The sequence below is a fragment of the Sedimentibacter hydroxybenzoicus DSM 7310 genome (assembly GCF_013403245.1).
Classification (GTDB): Bacteria; Bacillota; Clostridia; order Tissierellales; family Sedimentibacteraceae; genus Sedimentibacter; species Sedimentibacter hydroxybenzoicus.
On record NZ_JACBNQ010000015.1, the window covers coordinates 47,286 to 68,765 of the forward strand.

The window sequence follows — 21,480 nt, forward strand, 5'->3', positions numbered from 1 at the left end:
TACCCTTGTCAAAAACAGTTATCTCTTTAACGACACCATCGCCAACAACATAAAGTTCGGCAAGCCGACCGCCACTATGGCAGAGGTTGAGGAAGCAGCTAAAAAGGCATGCTGTCACGACTTCATCAGTGCACTGCCTCAGGGATATGACACTGTCGTAGGCGAAGGAGGCGCAACTATTTCAGGCGGAGAAAAGCAGCGTATCTCCATCGCCAGGGCTCTATTAAAGGATGCTCCCATAATTATTTTAGACGAGGCAACCGCCAATGTAGACCCGGAAAATGAATCTCTGCTCCAGAACGCCATCTCACAGCTTACCCGGGGCAAGACCATCATAATGATTGCCCACAGGCTCAAGACGGTACAGAATGCAGACCAGATACTGGTGCTGGATCAGGGGAAAATAATTCAGAGGGGCACTCATCAGGAACTGATGAAGTCCGGAGGTATTTATGCTGATTTCGTAAAAATGCGTGAAAAATCAATAGGCTGGAAATTGGGTGCATAAAAATAATCATTATAAAGAGCCGATAACCGTGATTTTACTCATAGTTATCGGCTCTTTAATTTTGTGACCGGCACTGTTTATTCAATTATTTTATTGTATTTATTAGCCAGCTGTCCGCACGCAGCCTTAATCTTACTGCCATGGGAAATTCTCATTGTAACTTCAAGTCCGGCTCGTTCCAGCTGCTGCTTGAATGCAGCCATTTCCTGTTTTGCCGGCTTTTTAATCTGCGTATTGCTTGTAGGATTATATTCAAGCAGATTGAGCATGACATTTTTTCCGCCGAACCACTTTACCAGCTGACGCACATCGGAGGGTTTGTCATTTATTCCCTGCAAAAGTAAATACGCAAATACGACTTTCCGGTTGTGCCGTTCGGCATAAGACAATGCTCCATTGACAACATCATTAATGTCGTATATGTGCATATTGGGAATAATACGGTTTCTTGCAGCCTGTGTTGCTGCGTGAAGGGATATGGTCAACTGAATTTTAAGATGTTCCTCACGCAATTTTTTCAGTTGTTCAACCGGACCGACGGTTGATACGGTTATACCGTCTGTGGGAAAGTTCATACCGTTTCTGTCCCTCAGAATGTGAATTGCCTTTATAAAGTTGTCGTAGTTGAATAACGGCTCTCCCATACCCATAAAAACGATACGATTTACTTTTCGTCGCAGTAATACAACCTGCTGTACGATTTCTGACGGTGTAAGGTTACGGACAAAACCGTTCCGCCCGGACTCGCAGAAGATACAACCCACGGAGCAACCGACTTGTGTACTCACACAGGCTGTTCCGCCATCCCGGCGTTTGATAAAAACCGTTTCAATACACTTGCCGTCTGACAGTTCAAATACATATTTTTCGGTGTCACAGTCCTTGTATACTGTTTTTAGCGACATAGTCCGGTATTTCTTTTTTGGTGAATGCTTATATAGTGACGAGTATAAGACTTTTGCTTCACTTTCGCCGATCACTTCCATTATTTCTTTGCAGGTAAATCTATATGGATCATCCCATATATCAATAGGAGTATATTTGTTTAATTTTTTCATTTTTTTCACTTCCTTATCAATTTCTCCGGTCGATTAATAATAAAAAAGCAATAAAAAATGCAGGTCTATTCTCAACGTGAGCATTGACCTGCACATATAATGCGAGTAATAATACAACAAAACTAAGGCATAGTTTTATAAGCTATGTCCTGAAATCACTTTTTTGCTGTGCATACATTCACAAAACAGGCATGACAAGAGGCCCACGTTAAAATGGGAAACTGCTTTTTTATTGCCTTATTTTCTGATGCGAATGCTATGCAACATAAGTGACTGCTCCTTTTCTTTGCAATTAAAATATTATACCCAAAAAATAATCAGCTGTCAACTTGCGGCGGCAACATCGGCCGGAATGCGCGTCTTTTGTCATATATGTCGAAATTTGTAACAAATCGATACCTTGTACAATATACTAAGGTGTAAAACAATTTACAAATAAAACAGAAGGGCGTGTAGAAAATATGGCTGCACAACTATTTAAACTTGCAATTGATGCTACTACTTCAACTGATGTTGATATCAATCCGGCAATAGAAAAATATTTCTATTTACTGGAGGAAGTTGACAGAACAGACGATGAGCTTGTTATTCCGGCAACTAAATTTATAGATGATAACGGCAATATCATGACCGGTAATCTTACGACTGCTGCCGAAAACAACGGATATTATCTGTTATTTATAAATGGTGTACTACAGCAATCCAGTCTGTATACAGTCAGCGTTGACGGTTCTCAGGTAACTGTTAATGACGCAGAAACCATACCGGTGCAATCACCGATTACTCTAATTGTAACAAACTTTGCACCAATATCTGATTCTGACACAACAGTAATAACTTAATTGTCAAATTTGGGATGTGCTGTCATCGCACATCCCTTTCTTATAAAATATGTAATTTTTTGAGGTGGTCACTATGATTGAAGATAGCATGCATTCCTTAAACCGGGAAAAAAATATATTAAAAGCTGATATCTATCAATATAATACTCTGTCCGACGGAGCCAAAAAAGTCTATACAAATGATGATGAATTAATCAAGTACGGCAACAGAGGCATTCTTGATCCCGACGATGTCTCCTATTACGAATTATTTATTAACGGAGTACTGCAGCCGAGGGTTAATTATGAAATTCAAAAAGGCATTCTCACTCTTAAAACTGAGGATGTCCCCATAAAGGATTCTCCCATTATTATTTCTTTTATTATTTTTGAAGTACCCCCTCCTTCCTTCATAATTCCCGGCGGCTGTCCAGGTTGTGCAGACAATACCGTCCGGAGGTTAAAGCCTGCTCAAAATATTATCTCGGGCCCTGTAAACGCAACTGCTTATGAAGTCAATACATGGAGGGTTGAAATAAAAATATCTGATCCGGATGTCAATACCGTGTCTTGTGTTCTGATAAAATATCTTTTATTCATTGATTATATCAAATGTATAAAAGTCATCCATATTTCTCATGGAGCAGCAGAAATATCATGCGGTGAAATCCTCTGGAAAATTGATAGGCTGAGAAAATCAGATACCGCAGTTCTTGTGTTGGACATCACAGGCTGCTTCTGCCGAAACGAACCGGCAAATCTAGGTATTGCCTCAGGGGTTGGGTGTAAAATATGTTAGGTATAAAATATATTGATAGGAGTTTTATCTATGGGCGTCAATACAAAACTTATGAGTATCGTTTTTAATTTAGAAGATCCATTATTAACAAGAGAATATCCGTCTGATATTGTCTTGTTCCGAACCTTTACCACACTTCAGACAAATACACCTATATGGACACCCGGTGCCGGTAAAAGTATTTATCTCACTGCATTGCAGGTCTCTGCCCCTGCTCCGCTGGTTGTACAGTTAAACAGAGGAAGTAATGACACCTTTATGTCAATAGCTCTTACCACTACTCTCGCCACTTATGGGCTAAGCTTTCCGTCCCCGATTGAATTTAATCCTGATGAGGTAATCTCCGTTACAACCGGCAGTGCTGGGACGGTCAATATTACCCTTCTGGGCTACGAGCTTTGATGCATTGCAGGCACTTAAAGGAGAGATATAATGGAACAAATATTGTTAACTATAAAGGAAAGCTCCGATGTAATCAATTATTACAGTCTGGGTATACAATCTTCAAAGACAATTCTCTGGACACCGGAACCGCAAAAGAGTATTTATCTCACCTCTGTCCAGGTATCCGCTCCGTTGGCAGCATCCATTTTATTCAGCGATGATAATACGGATTTTTTATCTCTGAGGATAACACAGCCCTTTGGTACTGTAAGTCAGGTGTTTCCTTCAGAATACAGGCTTACGACCGGTAATCCTCTTAAGCTGAGTACTTCTGATGAAGAAATATCATGTAATACTTCCGGTGCCGTAACCGCTGCTCAGGCTGCCTATAACGGCAGAAGTGACTTTACCAATGTCAATAATGCAACAGGTCTTGCCAACGGGACACTTGCTTCTCTGAACTCAGCCCTGATTAATCAGACCGGAGGACGGCTTGTCCTGGGATACAGCCTGCTGCCGGCACAATATAAGTATCTGGAAATTGAACAGGTTATAATAAAATATTATTGCCGTCTTAACCTGACTCTTGCCGTGGGTGTCAGTTCCATGATTCTTTACTGGCGGCCGGATACCAATGCGGGTTGGATTGAATTGCAACAAATAAGTCTGTCTATAATAGGATCCGCAAACTATTTAAGCAACCCTATAGAACACGATATCACAGATGCTGTACGTGAAGCATCTGACCCCTGGGATGTAATCAATAATTTACAAACATCCTTTGTGGGCTCTCATACCGGTCTGGGTCTCGGAAACACCGTGCAGCTGGATGCCATAGAAATTGAAATATGTGTGGCAGGTAAAAATCAGATTACGGTTTCCGGATACGAAGCTTAGCTGAAATTCACCCCGGATTACAAAAATAATTATTGACAAGTTTTAAACAATTTGATAGAGTGATAATTGAATTATCGGTATTTTAATTATCACTTTTTATTTTTGTTTATTTAATTTAATGGAGGTTAAATAAATGTCCAAACCGGATCTTTCCATCGACCCGCGTATAATGGAAAGCGCAAAAAAAGAATTCCTTGCTCACGGCTTTGAAAAGGCTTCGTTGAAGGCAATATGTGAGGATGCCGGAGTTACCACAGGCGCGCTGTACAAAAGATATACAGGAAAGGAAGAATTGTTCTGCGCCGTAGTAGACGACACGGTCAAGGCCCTGAATGCTTTTATGGAAATGCGAAGCTCCGCTGTTGTGAGTGAGCTGTCAGATGAAGCTCTCATCAAGGCATGGGAGATGAATGAAAGCATGCTGCCCTGGCTGGAGTATCTCTATCGTTATCATGACGGCTTTGTTCTTCTGATTGCATGTGCGGCAGGAACCAGGTATGCCAATTTTCAGCACGACTTCGCAGAGTCAATGACAGTTAAAACCCATGAATATTTTACGGAAGCAAAAAGGCGTGGTCTGACTGATGCAGATATCTCCATGGAGGAAATGCATATACTGCTTTCGGCATTCTGGACAACAGTATGCGAGCCCTTCATTCACGGTTATACATGGGAGCAGATGGAAGCACATTCTGAAATTATCTGCAAGCTGTTCAACTGGAATAAGGTCTTAGGTTTTACGGAATAAAAATAAGATTCTCTTACGAGAATTTTTATTTAATCCCACGGTTAGTTTAAACTAACATAAAAGTGATAAATAAAAATTAAATTATATAAGGAAGGGCGACACACCTCTTTTTAACAGAGTGAATCTCTGCGGGACAGGAGGAATGTCCCCGCCACAATTTATAAAACAAGGAGGGTTATTTTGTTCAAAACAGTATTGGAATACACCGGTGAACACCGGAAAACCACTTACGCCGCCGTTGCGGCAATGCTTGCAGGCATGATCATGCAGGTGCTTCCGTTCTGGTTTATCTACCGGATCATCAGACCGCTGTTGATGCGCCAGACCGTTACAACAGGGTATGTTATCTTCAACATTGCAGCAATTGCAATATGCTTGTCACTGTATGCGGTGCTGTATATGTGGGGGCTTTCTCTGTCTCATAATGCAGCCTACAACACTCTGAAAAACCTGCGTATATCTCTGCAGGGCAAGCTTGAGAATCTGCCGCTGGGTATAATTCAGGAAAAAGGTGTGGGAGCTGTAAAGAAAATGTTCATAGACGACGTTGAAACCATTGAGCTGCCCTTAGCTCACGCCATACCGGAGGGTATTGCCAACATTACAATCCCCGTGCTGGTGTTTGCAGGCATGTTTGCCGCCGACTGGCGGCTGGCACTCTTAGCACTGGCTTCTCTGCCTCTTGGCATGCTCGCCATGGGAATTATGTTCAAAGCCGGCACAAGCAAGATGGATGACTATTACAAATCGGCACAAAAGATGAACAAGACCATCGTTGAGTATATCAACGGCATGGAGGTTGTGAAGGTATTCAACAGGGACGGAGAATCCTACAAGCGCTATGAAAATGACATAAAAAATTATCGCGACTTCACACTGGCGTGGTACAGAACGTGCTGGCCGTGGATGGCTATTTATTACAGCATCGTACCATGCGTGGCACTTTTTGTACTGCCTGTGGGATCATACTTTGTATTGCAGGGATATTCGACTCTGCCTGATTTAGCACTCGTACTATGCATGTCCTTTGGTGTCAGCGCACCTCTTTTAAAGGTAATGAACTTTTTCCCCACCATGGTGCGTATTAATTATACGGTAAACAACCTGGAGCAGATGATGAGCGAACCGCCCGTACAGCAGTCGGATGCGTCATTTACAGGCAAGGATTACGGCATACAATTTGAGGACGTACGCTTTGCTTACAAGGAAGCAGAGGTACTCCACAGAATTAACCTGATTATCCCCGAGGGCAGTCTGACGGCTCTTGTAGGAGAATCGGGCAGCGGAAAAAGCACGCTTGCCAAGCTGCTGGTACATTTTTACGATGTAACAGGCGGTGCAGTGAAAATAGGCGGACAGGATATACAACATATGAGTCTTGAAGCCCTTAACAATCAGATTTCCTACGTGGCTCAGGAGCAGTTTCTTTTTAACATAAGCCTTTTGGAAAATATCAGACTGGGCAAGCCTGATGCCACAGATGAAGAGGTAATGGCAGCTGCTGAAAAGGCACAGTGCGGCGAATTTTTGGCAAGGCTGGAAAAGGGCATCCACACCATGGCAGGTGACGGAGGCAAGCAGCTTTCCGGCGGCGAACGTCAGCGTATATCTCTGGCCCGCGCCATACTGAAAAATGCTCCGATAGTAGTGCTTGACGAGGCAACTGCATTTATGGACCCGGAGAACGAGGAAAAGATGAACGACGCCATCGCAGAGGTCATCCGGGGCAAGACGGTTATAGTTATAGCTCACCGTCTGCATTCCATAGTCAACGCAGACCAGATCTGTGTTTTGGATGCGGGAAATTTAATTGATGCCGGAACTCATGATGAACTGCTTTCAACCTGCCCCGCTTATCAAAAGCTCTGGCGTGCTGCCGAGAGCAGTGCTCAGTGGAAGGTCAGCACAGAAGAGATGAAAGAAACACAAAGGGAGGTGGAATCTGTATGACAGCTTTAATGAAACGAATTTTTATGGCTTCCGGAAAATATAAGGGCAGGATTGCTCTGGCATTTGTATTTTCTTTTTTAAAGGGTCTTTTGAAAAACATGCCCATAGCCCTGGGGTTTTTCGTTCTGGCAGCCTTTTATAACGGCACTGCGACCACAGAGCTGTGTATACGTATAGGTATTGCTCTGATTGTAATTATACTGCTTCAGATTCTGTTCCAGAACATTGCAGACAGGCTGCAATCTGCGGCAGGCTACCTGCTTTTTGCCGACAAGCGCATGGAGCTTGGAGCGCATCTGAGAAAGATGCCCATGGGATACTTTACGGAGGGCAACATCGGTAAAATCAGCTCGGTTCTTTCAACGGACATGGTATTTATAGAGGAAAACTGCATGACTGTATTAGCCGACATGATGAACTATATATTTTCTCAGATTATAATGCTGGCATTCCTGTTTTTCTTCAACCCGTGGATCGGTATTGCGGGAGTGGTTGTAACATTTATGATTCTTCTGTTAGGAAGAGGATTAAAGAAAGAAGCTATGGAGGATTCCGCCATCAGGCAGGAGCAGCTTGGTATCCTGACTGATGCAGTTTTAGACTTTACCGAGGGCATCGGTATAATTAAGAGCTACAACATGCTGGGAGAGAAATCCAAAACCCTGACCGACAGCTTTAAGGAGGTTTGCCGCACCAGCATAGAATTTGAAGAAAACCATACTCCATGGCAGCGCGGGCTAAACCTGATTTACAGTCTCGGCGTAACCGCCGTGATTGCACTTTCCGCATTTTTGTATTTTAAAGGAACTATGGATACCCCATACATGATAGGTATCATGCTCTTTGTATTTGACCTTTTCGGACCTCTCAAGGCACTGTACGGACAGAGTGCAAGGCTGACGGTTATGAACAGCTGCATGGACCGCATCGAGGAGGTTTTTGCGCAGAAGGAGCTGCCGGACAACGGTGTACGTACCATTCCCGAAAGTACATCCGGACCCCAGGTGCAGTTTGAAAATGTCAGCTTTGCATACGGTGAAAAGAATGTGCTGAACAATATTTCCTTCAGTCTTGAAAAAAATAAGATGCTTGCTCTCGTAGGACCCTCCGGCGGCGGAAAATCCACAATCGCAAGCCTGCTGGCACGCTTCTGGGATATTAAATCCGGAAAAATCCTGGTACGTGGTCAGGATGTGCGTGACGTTCCTCTCAGCAACCTCATGGATCATATAAGCATGGTGTTCCAGCGGGTGTATTTGTTTCAGGACACCATTTACAACAACATCATTATGGGCAGACCCACTGCCGGCCGCGACGAGGTAATAGAAGCTGCAAAGAAAGCCCGCTGCTACGACTTTATCATGGCACTGCCCGACGGCTTTGAAACAATCGTTGGCGAAGGCGGCGCAAGCCTTTCCGGAGGTGAGCAGCAGCGTATCTCAATTGCCCGCTGCATACTGAAGGACGCTCTCATAGTAATCCTGGATGAAGCAACCGCCAGCGTGGATGCCGACAATGAAAGCTACATCCAACAGGCCATAAGCGAGCTCTGCAAGGGTAAGACACTGCTTGTCATTGCCCACAGACTGAATACCATCCGTCATGCGGACAAAATACTGGTAATATCGGACGGAAAAATTGCAGAGCAGGGCACACATGAGGAGCTCATGCATACAGGCGGCATCTACAAGCACTTTGTAACCGCAAGAGAAAACAGCAGGGGCTGGAGCAGAAACAGGGGCTGCTTCTGCCAAAATTCGTCGGCGTAGGCGGCATATATTACGGCTCTCTCGTAATTGACACAATTATCGTTCTGTGGACAATGCTGATGGTAAAGAAGGAATTTAACAGCTTGAGAGAAAGAAAAAATGCTTCAGCGGGGGCATAACCTCCCGCTGTAACCGGTATTACAAATCGTATAGACAGTGTTTTTCAAGTTTTATTCCTTATTAAAAATATCAATATATCTTTTATAAACAAATATTTTCTTACGTTTACGATTGTCAAGATTATTTAATATTCCCTCTTCAAAAAGTCTTTCAAGCAAGCGTCCGCTTGTTGCAACACTCACATTTAATTTAGTTGCGGCTTCTTCAATACTAATGGTAGGTTTGTCAAATAAGCCTTCATAAATAATCATAGCATTCTCACTGGTACGTCCCATAGCATTTATCTTTTTCAAATCCTCTTCTCTGAGAGTAGTGATACTTCTTGCAATATCAACTGCTTCCTGAGCTGTTTCAATAACTCCGGTCAGAAAAAACTTTATCCATGTCTCATAATCTCCTTTTGAATGAATACTGTAAAGACAATCATAATACGCTTGTTGATTGCGCTTGATGAATTTTGAAATATAAAGCGTTGGCTTGTGCAGAATATCATTTGCCGCTAAATAAAATGCAATCAAAAGCCTTCCAACTCTGCCGTTACCGTCCAAGAACGGATGAATCATTTCAAATTGACTATGAATAAGTGCTGCTTTGACAAGTGGTGACATCATGTCATCCTCATGCATGAACTTTTCGAAATTATCTAAGCAGCCATTTAAGTAATCTGCTGAGGGTGGAATATAGCTTGCTGTACTTATAGAATATCCTCCAATCCAGTTCTGTGATCTTCTGAATTCTCCCGGTGTTTTATTTTCCCCTCTGACACCTTCCATAAGAATGCCATGTATTTCTCTGATAAGTCTTAAAGACAGCGGCAAGGTTTCCAACCTGTCAAATCCGTAAGTTGTAGCTTTTACATAGTTTTCAATCTCTTTTACATCATTAGGAACTTCATCCGCCATGCCCGCTTCTGCTTTTATCAGATCAGAAAAAGTTGCTTGTGTACCTTCAATTTGCGAAGACAAGGCTGCTTCCTTGCGTGCATACATATATACAAAATATCTGGGCGAAATGAGTGTATCTGTCACTTCATCAAGTCTTCCAATATATCTGTTTGCTTCAGATATTAAATAAATCATTTCATCATCATATTGTATTGATGGGTTTTGCGGCGGCATAGGTGCAGGTATAAAACAATTATACTCAGCATTGCCGCTTCCTGCTTTAATTTTTCGTCCTGCTCTGTTTTTCACAAAATCACTCCTCATTTTTAACTTTAAAATGATTATATATTATTTTTATTTGCATTTCAATAGTTGAATTGAAAATTAAGTTAATTTATTTGCATTTTTATGCCCCAAATGAAAATACATAATTTTTATTTGCATTTATAACAAAAATCGGTTGAGCTATAATTTTTCCAGCTCAACCGATATAAATTTACATAACAATTAAAAAGTACCACATTTCATTTCTGAACCACTTGCTTGGTCACAGCATAATTGCTCGAAATACGGATAAATCAATCATGCATTATTGGTTTCTTCTTTCTCGTCTTTCATTGCAGCAAAGAAATTAGCAATTATCGCTCCTGAAATATTATGCCATACACTGAATATTGCACCTGGTATTGTAGCCAGCGGATATTGAGCAAATGCTGTTGCAGCCAAAGATGTTGCTAAGCCTGAATTTTGCATACCTACTTCGATAGCTATTGTCTTTTGTTTTGATAAGCTTAATCCAAATACTCTAGCTGTAAAGAAGCCTAATAAATATCCGAAGCTATTGTGTAATATTACAATTGCAATAATTAAAAGTCCGCTGGTCATTAATTTTGCTGAATTTAATGAAACTACGGTAGCAACTATGGCCACAATTGCTGTTACAGAAACAAGCGGTAAAATCTTAACCAATTTTTCTGTTATTTTTCCAAAGAACTTGTTGATTACAAAACCTAAAGCAATTGGTACAATTACAACCTGAACTATAGAAATAAACATACTCATAACATCTACTTCTACAGTTGCCCCTATAAGAAGCTTAGTTATAAACGGAGTTAAAATCGGTGCAAATAAAGTTGAAAAGCTTGTTATTGTTACAGATAATGCTACATCACCCTTTGCTAAGAAAGTCATAACATTTGAAGATGTTCCGCCGGGACATGTACCTACCAGCACAACACCTACTGCTAATTCCGGCGGCAGATTAAATATTTTAACCAATGATAAAGCAATCAGCGGCATAATCGCAAACTGCGACGCAAATCCTATCAATACTTCTAAAGGTCTGCTTAATACTAATTTAAAATCGTCCAATTTTAAAGTCAGTCCCATACCAAACATTACAATCATTAATAATGGATTAATATAAGATGCCTTTAAGAAAGAAAATGTTGTCGGCACAAATAATGCTATTGCCGCTATTACTATAACTATATATGCCATGTACTTTCCTACAAAATTACTTAATTTTTCTAATACCCTCATTTTAATATCCTCTCCTATTAACATAATTTTAATTTTTGTACATTAACTATTTTTGAACCTCTAATACTGCTCCCCTGTTTCCGGAAGTAACCAAAGCTGCATATCTTGATAGATAGCCTGTCGTAATTCTCGGCTCTCTTGGCTTCCACTCCGCTCTTCTTCTTTCTAATTCTTCATCTGTAGCTACAAATTCTATTTTATTATTTTTTATATCAATTTTTATAATATCTCCTTCTTCAACTAAGGCTATATTTCCTCCTACCGCAGCTTCCGGAGAAACATGACCTATGGCTGCACCTCTCGTTGCTCCCGAGAAACGTCCGTCAGTTATAAGTGCGACACTGCTTCCTAATCCTCTTCCCACAATTGCCGATGTAGGACTCAGCATTTCTCTCATACCCGGTCCGCCCTTAGGGCCTTCATAACGTATGACAACAACATCTCCTGCCACAATCTTCCCTGAGTTGATTGCTTCAATTGCATCTTCTTCACAATCAAACACTTTTGCAGGTCCTTCATGAACCATCATTTCAGGTGCAACAGCCGATCTTTTTACAACGCAGGAATCAGGAGCTAAGTTACCTTTCAATACGGCAATTCCGCCTATTTCGCTATAAGGGTTTTCAATTGGTCTGATAACGTCATGATTTTTATTAACACAGCCTTCAATATTTTCTGCTACTGTTTTTCCTGTGCAAGTTATTAAATCAGTTTTTAACAGACCTTTTTTATTTAATTCATTCATAACCGCATAAACACCGCCGGCCTCATTTAAATCTTCAATATAAGTATGTCCTGCCGGTGCCAAATGACAAAGGTTCGGTGTTTTAGCACTGATTTCGTTAGCTATATCAAGATTTAATTCTACTTTAGCTTCGTGAGCTATGGCCGGTAAATGAAGCATGCTGTTTGTGCTGCAGCCTAATGCCATGTCCACTGCAAGCGCGTTGAGAAATGCATCCTCAGTCATTATGTCTCTGGGTTTTATATCATTTTTTATTAATTCCATGATCTGCATACCTGCGTGTTTTGCAAGTCGTATTCTTTCTGAATAAACAGCTGGGATTGTACCGTTTCCTTTTAACCCCATCCCTAAAACTTCAGTCAGACAATTCATACTGTTTGCTGTATACATGCCTGAACATGAACCACATGTCGGACATGCTTTATTTTCATATTCTTCTACTTCTTCCAATGTCATTTTTCCTGCATTATAAGCTCCGACTGCTTCAAACATGCTTGAAAGGCTTGTTTTCTGACCTTTAACTCTTCCGGCAAGCATTGGTCCGCCGCTTACGAATATAGCCGGAATATTAATTCTTGCAGCTGCCATTAATAAGCCCGGTACATTTTTATCACAGTTAGGAACCATTACAAGACCGTCAAAAGCATGAGCCATTGACATTGCTTCTGTAGAATCTGTTATTAACTCTCTCGTAGCAAGTGAATATTTCATCCCTACATGCCCCATTGCAATACCGTCGCATACTGCTATGGCAGGAAATACTACCGGTGTCCCTCCGGCCATAGCAACTCCCATTTTTACCGCTTCAACAATTTTATCAAGATTCATATGACCGGGAACTATTTCATTGTATGAACTGACAATACCTATTAAAGGTCTGTCCAGCTCCTCCTTAGTAAGTCCTAATGCATTAAATAATGAACGATGCGGTGCTTTTTGAACACCTTTTGTTACTGAATTACTTCTCATTTTTGTTTTCCTCCTACTTTTAAGGTAGTTTCAATAAGCTACCCTTATTTTCTTTTAATATATATTCGGCAAAACTTGTATGATGTCTTTTTTCAAAAAAACTCTTAATTTCTATATTTTCATTATAATCTATATGAAAATCGCTGTCAATACGATAAAAAATAATTTTTTATCAAAAAGAGGTAGTACCTCTTTATCAAAAAGACATATTACCTCTCCTTTACTTTACAGCAAAAATATACTACAATAAAAATATAAAATTTTTTAAATATCGGAGATGATTATGATAAATAATTTCGTTCCTGTCTCAAGTATAATTGCGAATAGAATAAGTGATATGATTTTTATTGAAAAAAAATACATGCCTGGTGATAAATTGCCCAGCGAAAAAATACTGTCCGATGAACTTGGCGTCAGCCGGACATCATTAAGAGAAGCAATTAAAATGCTTGTTGCAAATGGAGTACTGACGATTGAGAGAGGGCGAGGCACTTTTGTCACAGCTAATCCGAATTCTCAGAATGATCCTTTTGGAATATCTTACTTAGAAGATAAAAAAAAGTTAGTACTGAACTGGTTTGAAATGCGTCTGATGTTTGAACCCGCTGTAGTGAAACTGGCAATTGAAAGAGCAACCGAAAGCGATATTGAAGAAATCATAAAATATGAGCAGGAAGCATTTACAGAAGCTACAAATAACAGACCTTTTCAAGCAGCTGACCAGAAATTTCACGCAGCTATAGCAAAAGCAACACATAATAATGTTATCGAATCAATGCTGCCGACACTTGGAGCCGCTATAAAAGATGCTATAGATACCGCCTTTTATACCGGTAATTATAAGTTAGCTGTCGAAAACGCAATAATATATCACCGTATGATAGCTGATTTTATTAAAAACAGAGATGCCGACGGTGCTGCTTTAGCAATGTACTATCATATTAAAAGAGGGATAACTGATTTAAATTTATGATACACCATCCTTCGCCGCAGGGTACACACCTTTAAGGATGAAGCTCGTTGTGCTACTGTTTCACTTTATGCTGCTGATGTTAAAATACTACTAAATACGCCAAAATCCAGAAAAGACAAAATACCACTTTAGTAAGTTAGCTTTTGTCTCTCTTAAATCCTATATAAGAATAAACCATTATTTATGTTTATACAGATTGACGACAAAGTCATCAAGATGATAGGCTTCGGCAGCCTTAATAAACTATTATTTATGTTTATCTTTTTCTCTGTCATACAAATAAAAATTGTTTTCCAAGAATGGTCTTACCAGTCGTTCTTCTGCTTCCCATCTAGCTTTTGCAGCATCCGTTATATTATCATATTTCCCAAGATAATAATCTACACCTTTAAATGTAAGCTTAGCAATCCATGAATTACTTCTGCTATGATATGAAACACCTTTTATCCCACTTCGATTATTAACAGGAACTTTTGTGGATGCTATAATTTCAAGACATGTACCATCAATCAAGGTTCTATAATCAATTTTCTGCAGGCATCCGCAGCTTTGGGTATGTCCATTTTTTAGGTTTGAAATGCTGACACTGCATAAATTGCCACAATCACATCTACATATCCATTTTTGTGGTAGATTCTCCACTGAAGTATCTGGATACAGGGATGTAAGTTTCCCAAATCTTTGGTTTGAGATATCTTTCTTCTCCAAATTATAACATCCGCAACTTTTGGTAAACCCTCTTGTGAGATTTGGCCCTGAAACTAAAATCGTATTACCACAATCACAACTGCATTCCCAAACAATACTTCCGCTGCTTCTATGCTCTGTAGGTCTGTTGGCTATTAATCTTCCAAAACGCCGCCCGCTTATATCCCTATATTTTCGCCTGTTTTTCTCTTCAAGACAACCGCAACTTTTTGTTCTTCCTGATACTATATTGCTTTTATAAGCAGTCTTTATAGTACCACACTCACATATACATTCATAAACCAGGTAACCTTTTTCATTTCTATATTCTCTTAAAACAGTAAGAAGTCCGAATTTATGACCAATTATATTCTTACTAGTTCCTTTCATATATGAATCACCCTTTTTATTTCACTTTATATTGACATGCTTTCAGATTGACTTACGGCAAATGATACAACTTAAATAAAGTATAATAGAAAAATTGTTTTATTTTAAATCCATGTATTGAGTTATTGTTTTCATGTATCGAATTTCCCTCCGTATAGCCTTATCCTGTTACCGGAAAAGAAATAAGTATATTATAACTAGTTAAAGGTACAATATACTTAATCAATTGATCCTTGACAGATTAGCAATAACCATATTTCTACATTATATTACTTTGTATCCTTAACCAATTATTAATTAAAGATATGAGAATATTAAAAACCATTTACACTACCGATTCATTCCCAGATTTCCCATCCATCTTTATCTCGTGTATAGAGATGTTCAACCGAAGCTTCTATTATATCTCCAAATGCCCAATGTTCGATAGTTAGATCACTATATAGCGTATGCAGATTCTTTGGTATGTCTTCTGATTTTATACCTCTTCCAAGCATGTTATTTACGATTTTTACAACTTCAGATCGAGTAATGTTTTGCTCAGGTCTGAATGTATTGTCCGGATAACCACTTATCCAACCTTTATCACTGGCTGACATTATATATTTATATGCCCAATGACTATTTGCCAAATCAATAAAACTCTTATTATTATCACTGCTCAAATTATCAAATCTTGATGCAATGGCAGCAAACTCTGCTCTAGTTATATATTGATCTGGTTTATAGGTTTCGTCCGGGTATCCCAAGATAATATTATTTGCACTTAAACAATGAATTGCATCTGCATACCAGGAGCTTGATTTTACATCAGAAAAACTTGAATAATATCCGGTTTTATCTACATCAATTAATAAATTGTAAAAGATTTGTGCCGATTCCGCTCTGGTAATTGGATTTTCCGGTCTGAAATCTCCCTCCGGATAGCCTTGTACATAAGCAATGTGGTCATCTTTTAATAATCCTAAAGGAATCTCTCCTGTAATAACTATTTCTTTCTCATCTCCATTAGATGGACCCTCAGTTTCTTTTCCCGGTTTTTTCTCTGGTTTTTTCTCTGGTTTCTCCTCTTGTTTTTCCTCTGTAATTTTAGGTCCATTTGGGTCTATTGCAGTTTTACCATCATCGGTTATTACTCTATTCTCTATGACTGTTCCTATCTTACCACTATTATTTACTCTTACAGTAATGGTCACCGTTTTGCTTTCACCTATATTTACATCTCCAAAGTCTATGGTTAACTCTCTGCCATTTGCTGAAACCACTACTCCATCTTCGCTTTTGTAACCAATATAGTCCAATTCATCATTTAATACATCCCGCGCTATAACATCTTCCCATATACTTTCGGCGTGTTCGGAATAAACCACCGTAATTGTATAAGTGAAGCTTTTGCCAATGGTTATTTTATCTGTACTTGAATTTTTAGTTATTTTACCTAAATCCCAATCAGCCCATAATGTCGTGTTTTCTTCAACAACATCGTCTTCAAAATTCCAGTATACAGGACCCTCATCGTCTAAATATGCATACCATCCTTTAAAAAAATAACCATCCCTTTGCGGATCTTCCGGGATATCTGTTACTTTATCTCCCTTGTGGACTGTTGTTTTGTAGAAATCCTTATACTGAGCCTCTCCATCATCCGGGTCAAATACTACTATACAACCTTCTTCCCAATCAGCCCATAGTGTCGTGTTTTCTTCAACAACATCGTCTTCAAAATTCCAGTATACAGGACCCTCATCGTCTAAATATGCATACCATCCTTTAAAAAAATAACCATCCCTTTGCGGATCTTCCGGGATATCTGTTACTTTATCTCCCTTGTGGACTGTTGTTTTGTAGAAATCCTTATACTGAGCCTCTCCATCATCCGGGTCAAATACTACTATACAACCTTCTTCCCAATCTGCCCATAGTGTTGTATTTTCTGTAACTTTATGTCTGTCAAAATCCCAATACACCGGGTCACCATTTTTATCTAAAAACGCATACCATCCCTTAAAGAAATATCCATCACGTTTCGGAGCGTCCGGAATATCTGTCACCTTATCATTCTTTTGTACTGTCGTTTTATAAAAATCCTTATATCCGGTTCTTCCATCATCCGGGTCGTATGCTACTATATAGCCTTCATCCCATTCAGCCCATAATGTTGTATTTTCTTCAACGGTATCACTTTCAAAATCCCAATATACTCCAAATCCCGATGCGTCTGTATATGCGTACCATCCGGCAAAAAAATAACCGTCACGTTTTGGGTCCTCCGGAATATCGGTTATCTTATCTCCCTTGTGAACAGTCGTTTTATAGAAATCCTTATATCCAGTTCTCCCATCATCAGGATCAAACGCTACTATACATTCTACAGCATCCGGTTCTTCACCTGTTGGTTCTGCTGATGTCTCCATAGGAAACACCCCGCATATTATCATTACAGCCATAAATAGGCATAATATCCTACGACTTTTATATGCTTCCTTTAACATATTGTTCCTCCTTTTCTCTTTGAAATATTATAATTCAGGCTTTTAAATTATAATACAAAACTTTATTAAATTTATATTCATGTTCTAAATAAGGACTTTTATGTATTGAATTTTTTTATTGTGAATAATCATAAAAATATGCTTATTAAATTGATCCTTTATCAACCCAATAAGGCTAAAGCATATATTCCTAATCTGATTATTTCTCATCTATATTCTATAGAAAGTGCAGATCAACAGCTTATAGATTGAAATGATATTAACGCATAAAAAGACCTTCCAAGTCATATAAAAGACATTGGAAGGCTATTAAATATACATACTTAATATCTGTCAATACTTATTGTCCAATCAATATTTTTAATTTTCATTTTAATCAAATCCTAGTCATGCTAAACTGATGGAGCAAGAAGAAATGCGGTAAGGGTTGCGTTTTGGGATGGACCAAGTAGAATTGTTCCTCCGGTCCCGCTAGAAATCACTAAATCCAAGACATCGCCCTCAGTCAATGTCACTATGGCACCAGTTGCCAAGCTCTCAAACTGTTCAGTGGCAACATATCCTGGTGTCAATGCCGGTATTGGAACACCATTTACCTGCACAGCAATAATAATTCCCGTTTGTGCCCCGGTTGACTGCAGTATCGTTGAAAAGTCAATCTTATAAATTCCCGAGACATCAATGGTGATACTGTTGGTTCCCGAGGTCATATTATTGAATTCCATTTGTTCCGGCAGATCGATAACTACTGGGGTTCCATCATCTGGAACAGTTATAATTTGCAATGCATCATTAAATAGTCCGCCAAAGGCTAAAGTCATAGTTCCAGCAGGGCCTTCCGGGCCTATCGGACCTTGCGGGCCTGTTGCTCCTGCCGGACCCTCCGGACCTATTGGACCTTGCGGGCCTGTTGCTCCTGCCGGACCCTCCGGGCCTGCCGGACCTTGTGGACCTGTTGCTCCTGCCGGACCCTCCGGACCTGCCGGACCTTGTGGACCTGTTGCCCCTGCCGGACCTTCCGGACCTGTTGGACCTATCGGACCTTGTGGGCCTGTTGCTCCCGCCGGACCTTCCGGACCTGCCGGGCCTATCGGACCTTGTGGGCCTGTTGCTCCCGCCGGACCTTCCGGACCTGCCGGACCTTCCGGACCTGCCGGACCTGCCGGACCTATCGGACCTTGCGGACCTGTTGCTCCTGTTGCTCCTGTTGGGCCTACCGGACCCTGTGGACCTGGCGGACACGTAATACATATGGGGCACTGGTATGGATAATCACAACAGCATGGATATTTATTCCTCTGACACATATCATAAGAGCATTTCTGATTGTTTATATTATTATAATTATAATCCATAAATAATACACCTTTTCATATAATATTAGATAGTTTTATACTTACACTATCTAATATTAATATATTAAGGCTTATCCAGTTATGTGACATGCTGCATCAATTAATTTTCTTAAAATTTCATCTATTCCACTATTCCATTCGATTAGTCTCATTCATATACTTTAGGTATATGAACTCTTATTTGAAATATTTTCTTCTTTGAATCGATATCATATGTTACAAAACCACCAATACCTTCTACTATATCCTTCACAATACCTAATCCAAAGCCATGAATATTTTTATTTGTCTTTGTAGTTATTAATTTTCCGTTTTTTAGAATCACATCACCATTATATGAATTCCTTATTTGGAGCATTGCCCACTGCGCATCACTTACACAAAGAATATCAATAAATCTTTCTGAAACAGGAGTTCTCAGACAAGCCTCAACAGCGTTATTGGTAATGTTTGATATAACCCGAACCGCGTCGATTAGTGTAAGTTCTGTATTCTTCGGAGAAAATGCTTTAGAAGTAAAATGTATTTTTTCTTCTTCACAGATATTAGCCAAGTCCTGCAATATTGCATCTAAAACTACGCTATCTGAATACTTCTTATGAACTTGAACCTTTTTATTCATATCATCATGGATATTATCAATTAAATTGATTGCCTTATCAATTTCTCCCGCTCTCAATATTGATTTTAATGTTGTCATCAATGATTTATAATCATGCTTGAATTTAAGAAAGCTATCGGTATATCTTTGATAGGATTTATAATGCAGTAATTGTCTGTTAAATTGTTCTTCCAGCATCTGCGCCTTTAATCGGTATTCTATAATCTCCGTACTTCTGATAGATTGATATGTAGAATATATAAGCATGCCTATGGTCAATATACTTGCTGTTAAAGCTATTTCCGTATACCAAACAGCATCGAGAGATAACACTCGTCCGAAGTTTATAATTGTCAGATTAATTGTAGCTATAACTTCATAAACTATCACAAATTTAAGTTGAGAAGAATTACTTAGGAAAGTTTTAAGTTTATTATCCGGAATGATAGTAATACGTAAAATATAAAAAAATAATAATGATACAGGCAATGCAAATATAGTAATAGTATAATATAAATTGGCATCGTTTAAAAAAATATGAGTAGCAAAGCAAAATGAAAAAATTGATATTAATATCCCTCGTGCACAATAAGCACTTATAACACATATTGCTCCGCCATATAATGCCTGAAGCCAATTCATTCCGGTAGTTAAACGAAGCGAGACTGTCATTATAGCTATAATCGCTATCATAGCAGCCCAAAGCATATTAACTTTATATAAAGACAGATAGGTAAATACAACTATAAGCATAGATATTAATATTTGAATATGCTTTGCTTTCTTTGGAGGAAAGATTTTTTGAAAATAAAAAATAAAAGAATAGTAATATAAAATTATTACTAACATAGTAAGTTCTATCATAAGCTACCATCCCCATTATTCAGCTTCGTAGCATTAAAAATATGAAAGCGAGATATATAATCTGAAAGTGAACTTTTAAGGCTTTCCATGTAAGTGACTCCTACGGGAATTACTGCTCCGATTTTAAGTTTTATACTTTGATTTTGGAGAATTTCAATATAGGATAAGTTTACCAAATAGGAGCGATGTACCCTGACAAAATTTTTTCTTGAAAGTTCGTTTTCCAATCGCTCTATACTATAATAGAATTTTGCTGATTCTCCATTGCCATAATACACTGTAACAACTCTTTTCCATATTTCAAAATATGATATATCGCGAACAGGAATCACAGTTGTCTTTCCTTCAAATTTAAAAGCAAATAATTCTTCCTTGTTCTCTGAAACCCTCTCAACTGCCTTTAAAAATACATTCTCAAATTTTTCCTTGCTTGTATCTTCTTTTATTAGATAATGTGCCGCATTTACCTCAAAAGCCTCGTAAACATAATCTTCATAACTGGTCAAAAATATTATTTGTGCTTTACAACCATTGTCCCTTAACTTTCTTGCTGTTTCCATACCGTCTGTTTTATCCATCAAAATATCTAAATATATAATATCTATTTGCTCCTGTATATAACCATAATGAAAGAGCAAAGACTCCCCGCTGTTAAAGCAGGAAATCTCAATTTGTATCTTATATTTTTCAGCAAGCTCAGAAATTAATTCAGCATATTTCGTAATTGTATCATTATTGTCATCACATAAAGCTATTTTTAACATACTTTATATTTTGCCTCCTAAGAAAATATCCGAAATTTATAGTACGTTCATTTTGAAGTATGCCCTGAATTTATATACTTCATCAATATTTATAATCATCTGTAATGTTTAATTGATACCACATTTCATCATAAATAACGTTTGATGTTCCCAATTCGCA

At 39.0% G+C, this 21,480-nt stretch carries 17 protein-coding genes and 1 pseudogene; 9 read left to right on the forward strand and 9 right to left on the reverse strand.

The window, feature by feature from the left end; translation table 11 throughout:
- Window positions 1–16: 16 nt before the first annotated feature.
- A pseudogene (locus HZF24_RS12535) lies at window positions 17–508 on the forward strand (ABC transporter ATP-binding protein); the annotation flags it as partial.
- A 77-nt stretch (window positions 509–585) separates the two neighbouring features.
- Here HZF24_RS12535 and rlmN read toward each other — a convergent pair.
- The gene (gene rlmN, locus HZF24_RS12540) at window positions 586–1,566 is read right to left on the reverse strand and encodes a 23S rRNA (adenine(2503)-C(2))-methyltransferase RlmN (RefSeq protein ID WP_179238672.1); all 981 of its coding nucleotides are present in this window, start codon (window positions 1,564–1,566) and stop codon (window positions 586–588) included.
- A gap of 461 nt (window positions 1,567–2,027) precedes the next feature.
- On the opposite strand from rlmN, the gene HZF24_RS12545 reads away from it, so the two are divergent.
- From HZF24_RS12545 to HZF24_RS12575, 7 genes are all read left to right on the forward strand, one after another.
- Window positions 2,028–2,408 (forward strand): DUF4183 domain-containing protein, encoded by a 381-nt coding sequence (locus HZF24_RS12545; RefSeq protein WP_179238673.1) that lies wholly within the window; start codon window positions 2,028–2,030, stop codon window positions 2,406–2,408.
- Between the two features lie 73 nt (window positions 2,409–2,481).
- The gene (locus tag HZF24_RS12550; RefSeq protein ID WP_179238674.1) at window positions 2,482–3,186 is read left to right on the forward strand and encodes a DUF4183 domain-containing protein; all 705 of its coding nucleotides are present in this window, start codon (window positions 2,482–2,484) and stop codon (window positions 3,184–3,186) included.
- A 30-nt stretch (window positions 3,187–3,216) separates the two neighbouring features.
- Window positions 3,217–3,588, forward strand: coding sequence for a hypothetical protein (locus HZF24_RS12555; protein WP_179238675.1), 372 nt, complete (start codon window positions 3,217–3,219; stop codon window positions 3,586–3,588).
- A gap of 30 nt (window positions 3,589–3,618) precedes the next feature.
- Window positions 3,619–4,467, forward strand: coding sequence for a hypothetical protein (locus HZF24_RS12560; protein WP_246346128.1), 849 nt, complete (start codon window positions 3,619–3,621; stop codon window positions 4,465–4,467).
- Window positions 4,468–4,600: 133 nt separating this feature from the next.
- Window positions 4,601–5,215 carry a TetR/AcrR family transcriptional regulator gene (locus HZF24_RS12565; protein WP_179238676.1) on the forward strand — a complete coding sequence of 205 codons (615 nt, stop codon included), beginning with the start codon at window positions 4,601–4,603 and terminating at the stop codon, window positions 5,213–5,215.
- A gap of 180 nt (window positions 5,216–5,395) precedes the next feature.
- Window positions 5,396–7,165 (forward strand): ABC transporter ATP-binding protein, encoded by a 1,770-nt coding sequence (locus tag HZF24_RS12570; protein ID WP_179238677.1) that lies wholly within the window; start codon window positions 5,396–5,398, stop codon window positions 7,163–7,165.
- On the forward strand, window positions 7,162–8,934 hold the full coding sequence (locus tag HZF24_RS12575) for an ABC transporter ATP-binding protein (RefSeq protein ID WP_179238678.1): 1,773 nt from the start codon (window positions 7,162–7,164) through the stop codon (window positions 8,932–8,934). The genes HZF24_RS12570 and HZF24_RS12575 overlap by 4 nt, the downstream gene beginning before the upstream one ends.
- Before the next feature lie 170 nt (window positions 8,935–9,104).
- Here HZF24_RS12575 and HZF24_RS12580 read toward each other — a convergent pair whose 3' ends face one another.
- The 3 genes from HZF24_RS12580 to ilvD all read right to left on the reverse strand — a co-directional run bounded on the left by HZF24_RS12580 (window position 9,105) and on the right by ilvD (window position 13,194).
- The gene (locus HZF24_RS12580; protein WP_179238679.1) at window positions 9,105–10,247 is read right to left on the reverse strand and encodes a Fic family protein; all 1,143 of its coding nucleotides are present in this window, start codon (window positions 10,245–10,247) and stop codon (window positions 9,105–9,107) included.
- A gap of 273 nt (window positions 10,248–10,520) precedes the next feature.
- Window positions 10,521–11,480 (reverse strand): bile acid:sodium symporter family protein, encoded by a 960-nt coding sequence (locus tag HZF24_RS12585; protein ID WP_179238680.1) that lies wholly within the window; start codon window positions 11,478–11,480, stop codon window positions 10,521–10,523.
- A gap of 46 nt (window positions 11,481–11,526) precedes the next feature.
- Complete coding sequence (ilvD, locus tag HZF24_RS12590; RefSeq protein ID WP_179238681.1) at window positions 11,527–13,194, reverse strand: dihydroxy-acid dehydratase; 1,668 nt, start codon at window positions 13,192–13,194, stop codon at window positions 11,527–11,529.
- Between the two features lie 283 nt (window positions 13,195–13,477).
- On the opposite strand from ilvD, the gene HZF24_RS12595 reads away from it, so the two are divergent.
- Window positions 13,478–14,167, forward strand: a complete 690-nt coding sequence (locus tag HZF24_RS12595; RefSeq protein WP_179238682.1) for a FadR/GntR family transcriptional regulator — start codon at window positions 13,478–13,480, stop codon at window positions 14,165–14,167.
- 246 nt (window positions 14,168–14,413) lie between these two features.
- On the opposite strand, the gene HZF24_RS12600 is transcribed toward HZF24_RS12595, so the two are convergent.
- The 5 genes from HZF24_RS12600 to HZF24_RS12620 all read right to left on the reverse strand — a co-directional run bounded on the left by HZF24_RS12600 (window position 14,414) and on the right by HZF24_RS12620 (window position 21,320).
- On the reverse strand, window positions 14,414–15,244 hold the full coding sequence (locus HZF24_RS12600) for an AP2 domain-containing protein (protein ID WP_179238683.1): 831 nt from the start codon (window positions 15,242–15,244) through the stop codon (window positions 14,414–14,416).
- Between the two features lie 338 nt (window positions 15,245–15,582).
- Window positions 15,583–17,736 (reverse strand): InlB B-repeat-containing protein, encoded by a 2,154-nt coding sequence (locus tag HZF24_RS12605; protein WP_179238684.1) that lies wholly within the window; start codon window positions 17,734–17,736, stop codon window positions 15,583–15,585.
- Between the two features lie 392 nt (window positions 17,737–18,128).
- A complete protein-coding gene (locus tag HZF24_RS12610) occupies window positions 18,129–19,091 on the reverse strand; it encodes a BclA C-terminal domain-containing protein (RefSeq protein WP_179238685.1) in 963 nt (320 codons plus the stop codon).
- A 148-nt stretch (window positions 19,092–19,239) separates the two neighbouring features.
- Entirely contained in the window at window positions 19,240–20,556 is a 1,317-nt protein-coding gene (locus HZF24_RS12615; RefSeq protein ID WP_179238686.1) for a sensor histidine kinase, read from the reverse strand.
- Window positions 20,553–21,320, reverse strand: coding sequence for a LytR/AlgR family response regulator transcription factor (locus HZF24_RS12620; RefSeq protein ID WP_179238687.1), 768 nt, complete (start codon window positions 21,318–21,320; stop codon window positions 20,553–20,555). The genes HZF24_RS12615 and HZF24_RS12620 overlap by 4 nt, the downstream gene beginning before the upstream one ends.
- Between the last annotated feature and the right edge of the window lie 160 nt (window positions 21,321–21,480).